Genomic DNA, 5,654 nt, shown 5'->3' on the forward strand with positions numbered 1-5,654 from the left:
CGCGTCGGCCGGAATCAGGCCGCGGCCGCCATCTCGTCGATCGGCCGGCCTCCGTCTTCCACCGCGCGGGTGACGAACTTGGCGATGCGGGCCACCAGGGTGCGCGGTCGCCGGGGCATGAGGTGCGCGGCGGCGAAGTTCTGCGCACCGGGCACGACGTAACCCCGGTTCCGCTCGAGCGCGCGCAGCGCGGACCGCACAACCGCTGTGGCGCTGCCCATTCGGCCGAGGGCGGCGTCACGGGTGCCGACGGTCTCGAAGAACGGCGTCTCCGTCGGGCCGGGGCACACCGCGAGGACCTTGATGCCGCGGCCCCGATACTCACTCCACAGCGACAGGCTGAAGTTCAGCACGAACGCCTTGCCGGAGGAGTAGGTCGCGAAGTAGGGCGACGGCTGAAAGGCCGCGGTGGAGGCCACATTGACGATCTCACCGCCGCCCCGCTCGAGCATGTCCGGGATCAGTCGGCGGGTAAGCCCCGCCAAGGCAACGACATTGACCATCAGCTGATCATGTTCGCGTTCGACGCCGAGGTCCTCGAACCGGCCCGCGCTGCCGAAGCCCGCGTTGTTGACCAGGACATCGATCGAAAGCCCCCGGGCGGCAAGCTCTTCGGTCACCCGCGCGGCGGCGTCGGGCGCGGTGAGGTCCTGCCCGATGACCTCGACGCGCACGCCGTGCCGCTGACTCAGGTGCGCGGCAAGGGCTTCCAGCCGCGGCAGGGACCGGGCGACCAGCACGAGGTCGTCCCCTCGGGCCGCCAACGCGGCGGCGAACTCCGCGCCGATGCCGGACGAGGCGCCGGTGATGAGTGCGGTCTTTCCAGTGCGGGTCATGTCCAACTCCTTGATGATCTGATGCAACATCAGAGTAGCCGGACAATCCATAAATGCAACTTCAATGTCGCAACTTAGCGACAAACAGCAGCTCATCTGTACTATCTTCATGACAAGAACGGAGTCTTATGCCGCCTTCATCCGCACGCCCGCTGCGCGCCGACGCCGAGCGCACCGTCCGCGCCATCCTGGACGCCGCGGAACGGGTGCTGAGCGAGAACCCCAACGCGACGCTCGAGCAGATCGCCGAGGCCGCCGGGGTCGCCCGGACGACCGTGCACCGGCGTTTCGCCAATCGAGACGAACTGGTGCGCACCATGGCGATCACGGCTTGGCGGCGCATCGCGGCCGCGGTCGACGCCGCCCGGCCGCAGACGGCGCCGCCGCTGGTGGCGCTGCATCAGGCCACCGCCAACGTCATCGAGATCAAGTACGGCGCCTCGTACGCGCTCGATCGCGTCGACGGCGCCGATCCCGAGCTGGCCGAGCTACAGGCGGACGTCTTCGCGAAATGCGACGCGGTGCTCGAACGGGCGCGCGCCGACGGATTCATCGCGCCCGACGCCGACCCGACCTGGGTCCGCCGGGTGTACCTCGCCCTGATCAACGAGACCGTGCACGGCAATACCGAGCTGGACGGCGCCGCCGATCCGGACGCCCTCGCGAGCCGGGTGGTCGACACCCTCCTCGCCGGAGTGGGTACCGGCAAGCGCCGATAGTCGACGGCCCCGCGCCGTCGGCGAACCTTGGGGGCATAGTCGACACCCCTCGGCCAGCGGCGAATCCCTCGGGGCACAGTCGACGGTCCTCAGCCGCCGACGATCCCCTTGGGGCACAGTCGACACCCCTCGGCCAGCGGCGAACCCCTTTGGGGCACAGTCGACGGTCCTCGGCCGCCGACGATCCCCTTGGGGCATAGTCGACGATCCTCAGCCACCGAACCCCCTGGAGCGCAACGACTTCAGTAACAGGTCAACGGCTGGAGCGGATCGGCGGCGCGCGGAGTGAGCGCCTCGTACGCCGCGGCGGTCGCCTTGACCGCCAGGCGCAGTTCGGGCTCCTGGTGGGTGAAGGGCAGGCGGATGAAGCGTTCGAAGGCGCCCTGGACGCCGAATCTCGGCCCGGCGGCGAGCAATACACCGTGGTTGGGCGCGGTGGCGGCCAGCGCGGTGGAGACCGGCGAGGGCAGCTGCGCCCACACGGACATGCCGCCCGCGCCGTAGTGCAGGCGCCACTCGGGCAGCTCCTCGGCGACGGCCTCGACCAACGCGGCCCGCTGGGCGCGCAGCTGATCGCGGCGGCGGTCGAGGATGGCGTCCGCGTTGGCGAGCAGGTGGACGGTGGCCAGCTGGTCCATCACCGGCGTGCCGAGGTCGACCGTGGAGCGGATGCCGAGCAGCTTGGTGATGAGGGGCTGGTTCGTGCGGATCCAGCCGACCCGCAGGCCGCCCCAGAACGACTTCGAGGCCGAGCCGATGGTCACGATCTCGTTGCCCTTGGCGAACGCCGCCACCGGCGGCTGCTCCGGCTCGCCGGTCAGCTGCAGATCGGCCATCGACTCGTCGACCACCACGGTCATCCTGGTTTCCCTGGCGATGGCGGCCAGTTCGGCGCGGCCGTCCGCGTCGAGCAGCAGGCCGGTGGGGTTGTTGAAGTCGGGCACCAGATAGGCCAGGGTCGCCGCGGTTTGTCGTGCGGCACTGCGGATTCCGTCGAGATCCCAGCCCTTGTCCGGATGCTCGGGGCGCAGTGGCACCGGCACGGGGCGCGCGCCGACGTCGCGGATCGCCTCGATGGCGTTCGGATAGGTCGGGTGGTCGATGAGCACCCTGGCGGCGGGCGCGGTAAGGACGTTCAGCAGCAGGCGCAGGCCGTGCTGGGCGCCGAGGGTGACGAGGATCTGGTCCGGCTCGGTGGGCAGGCCGCGCTGGGTGAACCGGCGCGCGATCGCCTCGCGCAGCGCGAGCACGCCGACCGGGTCCATGCCGTGCGTCCCCAGATAGGACGGGAGGCCTTCCAGCGCAACCGAATACGCGTCCTGCATCTCCAGCGGCGCCGCCATCGCGGCGTAGGTCATGTCGATGGTCGGCAGCTCCGAGGCCGCCATCATCGCCAGGATGCTCCTGGCCGGCTTGCTGCCGTCGTGCTGCACATCGCGCGGCAGGGCGACGGTGCTGCGCGAGCCCTGGCGGCTGATCAGGTAGCCGTTCTCGCGCAGCAGGGAGTAGGTGGAGGTGATCGTCGTGCGGCTGACGCCCAGGGTGGCCGCGAGGTCGCGCTCGCTGGGCAGCGCCACGCCGAGCGGGGCGCGCCCGTCGTGGATCAGCAGCCGAATGCCTTCAGCGAGTGCGAGATACGCGGGGCGCGCGGGGCGCCGGTGCGACTCGGTCTCGCCGTCCTCGTCCACGCTGCGCCACCTGCCGAGGTCGCGGGCCAGGGTGCCCGCGCCGATCACTCTCGTCGCCATAAGGTCCAGTATTGGGGCAGTGGATATTTAAAGCAAGGCCAGTCAGCGCGCAAGCTGGCAGCATGACCACCGTCGCCAGTCTGCTCGCCGTCGCCCTGTTCGGTTATCTGATCTATCGCTACCTGCCGAAGGGCGCCGAGCGGGCGTTCCGGCTGGAGCGATACCGCCCCCGCACGCCGATGTCCGACTGGACCGCCTCGTACTACGACGACCAGCGGCGCTACTCGGATCTGGCCGCGATCTACGGCCGCGAGGACGCGCCTGACCTGGGGTTGCCCGCCGTTCGAGAGCCGGCCGACGCCGCGGCCCCGGCCGAACCCGTCGCGCCGGAGCCCGCCCGGCGGCCGGTCGAAACCCAGTTCAGCGAGTACGCCTGGCGGTCGCGCCGAACCGTCGGGCACAAGGCCGATGCCGCGCGGAAACCCGCGAAGGGCGTCCGGCGACTCGTGACGGATCCGAGCATGCTCAACAGCAAGGCCAGTTGAGCAGAACTGGTCTGGTCCGGCGAAAGGTGTCGGCCCCACCGTGCACACTGAGAGCATGAGCGCCCCGCGTTGCCTGTCCGCCGAGGCAACCCTTTTCGACACCGCGATCGGCCGCTGCGCGATCGCCTGGAGCGGCACGACCGTGATCCGGTTCCAGCTCCCCGAGTCCACCCCCGCCGCGACCCGCGCGCGCATCACGCGCCGCCGCGCCGGCCTGCCGGACGACGAGGTCCGCGAGCAGACGCCGACGGGCGTGATCGCCGAGGCCATCGCCGGCATCCGTGCCCACCTGGCCGGCGAACTCGACGACCTGCGCTGGATCCCCTTGGACACCAGCGGAATTCCGGAGTTCCACCGCGCGGTCTACGAGGTCACCCGCGCCATCGACCCCGGCCGCACCCTCACCTACGGTCAGGTGGCCGATCGCATCGGCGCGCCCGGCGCCGCCCAGGCCGTCGGACAGGCCCTCGGCCGCAACCCGATTCCGCTCATCATCCCGTGCCACCGGGTGTTGGCCGCGGACAACGCGCTCACCGGCTTCTCCGCGCCGGGCGGCGTCACCACCAAGCAGCATCTACTGGAGATCGAACGCACACCGGGCTTCGGCGAGCCAACTCTGTTCTGAGCGAACGACTCTCGAGTCCGCGACGCGACTTCGACAGTACTGGACGGTCTTCCGTAAATAACGTTCACGGGCCTGCCAGGCATCGGACCGGCATAGTGAGCAGCATCACAGACTACACGGGTTCTGGTCGCCTCGCCGCCGCCGTCGATGATTCCACGGACCCGGCACCGTCTGAACAGGCATAGGCACCAACGCACCGTTGGCCGACACCGCTTCGAAAGTGAGACTGCTGTGGAGACCGTGACCTCCGCCGACGGAACCGTGATCGCCTACGACCGCCACGAGGGTCACGCCGGAACCGTGATCCTGGTCGGCGGCGCGTTCAGCTACCGCAAGTTCCCCAAGATGGTCGAGCTGGCCGAGGCGCTCAACGAGCAGTACGGGCTCACCGTCCTCAACTACGACCGGCGCGGCCGCGGCGACAGCACCGACGCGGGAGGCTACGACGTCGAGCGCGAGATCGACGACATCGCCGCGCTGGTCGAGACGGCGGGCGGCTCGGCCATGCTGTTCGGGTGGTCGTCCGGCGCGGGGCTCGCGCTGCGCGCGGCCGGCTCGGGCCGCGTGCTCGGGGTCACCAAGGTGGTCGCCTTCGAGCCGCCGTTCGTGGTCGACCGCGCCGGCTTCGTGCCGCCCGCCGACCTGACGGCGACCCTGCACGAGCTGGTCGCCGCCGACCGCCGCGCCGACACCGTCCGCTACTACATGACCCAGGCGATGGGCGTGCCGCGCCTGTTCGTCTCCGTCATGAGGTTCACCCCGTCGTGGAAGAACCTGCTCGCCACCGCCTGCTCCACCCCGCACGACTGGGCGGTCATGCACGACTACATGCGCGGCGAGCCGCTGCGCACCGAGGACTGGACCACCGTCAAGGCGCAGACCCTCGTCATCGCCGGCGCCAAAAGCGACGCGGTGCTCCGCAAAGGAGCGCGCGCCATCGCCGCAGTCCTCCCCGACGCCGAGTTCCAAGAGGTCGCCAAGCTCAGCCACAACCCGAACGTCGCCCTCCTCGCCCCCGCCGCAGGCGAATTCCTCAGCGGCACAGCAGAAAACATCGCCTAGCGTGGCATCAGGCTGAAGCGGGACTCAGGCCGCAGCGCGCCATCGAGCCGCAGCGCGCCATCGAGCCGCAGCGCGACACCGGGCCACAGCGCCATACCGGCCGGGGGCACGTTATCGGGCTGTAGCGCCGAAACTCGCGCCTGCCCCAAGGATTCCGCCCGCGACGCCGCCCACCACTG

The 5,654-nt window shown here is 70.3% G+C and carries 7 protein-coding genes; 4 read left to right on the top strand and 3 right to left on the bottom strand.

Annotation, left to right across the window (positions count from 1 at the left end):
* Positions 1-14: 14 nt before the first annotated feature.
* The gene (locus ON39_RS31375) at positions 15-836 is read right to left on the bottom strand and encodes an SDR family NAD(P)-dependent oxidoreductase (protein ID WP_051187375.1); all 822 of its coding nucleotides are present in this window, start codon (positions 834-836) and stop codon (positions 15-17) included.
* Between the two features lie 128 nt (positions 837-964).
* Between ON39_RS31375 and ON39_RS31380 the strand changes: the two genes are divergently transcribed.
* Positions 965-1,555 (top strand): TetR/AcrR family transcriptional regulator, encoded by a 591-nt coding sequence (locus ON39_RS31380; protein ID WP_040739667.1) that lies wholly within the window; start codon positions 965-967, stop codon positions 1,553-1,555.
* A gap of 242 nt (positions 1,556-1,797) precedes the next feature.
* Here the strand turns inward: ON39_RS31380 and yczR are convergent, their stop codons facing one another.
* On the bottom strand, positions 1,798-3,303 hold the full coding sequence (gene yczR, locus ON39_RS31385; RefSeq protein WP_040739668.1) for a MocR-like transcription factor YczR: 1,506 nt from the start codon (positions 3,301-3,303) through the stop codon (positions 1,798-1,800).
* Positions 3,304-3,365: 62 nt separating this feature from the next.
* Between yczR and ON39_RS31390 the strand changes: the two genes are divergently transcribed.
* The 3 genes from ON39_RS31390 (at position 3,366) to ON39_RS31400 (ending at position 5,475) form a co-directional block, all read left to right on the top strand.
* Complete coding sequence (locus ON39_RS31390; RefSeq protein WP_040739669.1) at positions 3,366-3,788, top strand: hypothetical protein; 423 nt, start codon at positions 3,366-3,368, stop codon at positions 3,786-3,788.
* A 55-nt stretch (positions 3,789-3,843) separates the two neighbouring features.
* A complete protein-coding gene (locus tag ON39_RS31395; protein ID WP_051187374.1) occupies positions 3,844-4,413 on the top strand; it encodes a methylated-DNA--[protein]-cysteine S-methyltransferase in 570 nt (189 codons plus the stop codon).
* Between the two features lie 231 nt (positions 4,414-4,644).
* Entirely contained in the window at positions 4,645-5,475 is an 831-nt protein-coding gene (locus ON39_RS31400) for an alpha/beta fold hydrolase (RefSeq protein WP_040739670.1), read from the top strand.
* On the opposite strand, the gene ON39_RS50190 is transcribed toward ON39_RS31400, so the two are convergent.
* The coding region (locus tag ON39_RS50190) for a hypothetical protein (RefSeq protein ID WP_218006185.1) at positions 5,472-5,654 on the bottom strand (183 nt) is incomplete at its 5' end. The two genes, ON39_RS31400 and ON39_RS50190, sit on opposite strands and share 4 nt — an antisense overlap.

This window comes from Nocardia tenerifensis NBRC 101015 (genome assembly GCF_000308715.1).
Classification (GTDB): Bacteria; Actinomycetota; Actinomycetes; order Mycobacteriales; family Mycobacteriaceae; genus Nocardia; species Nocardia tenerifensis.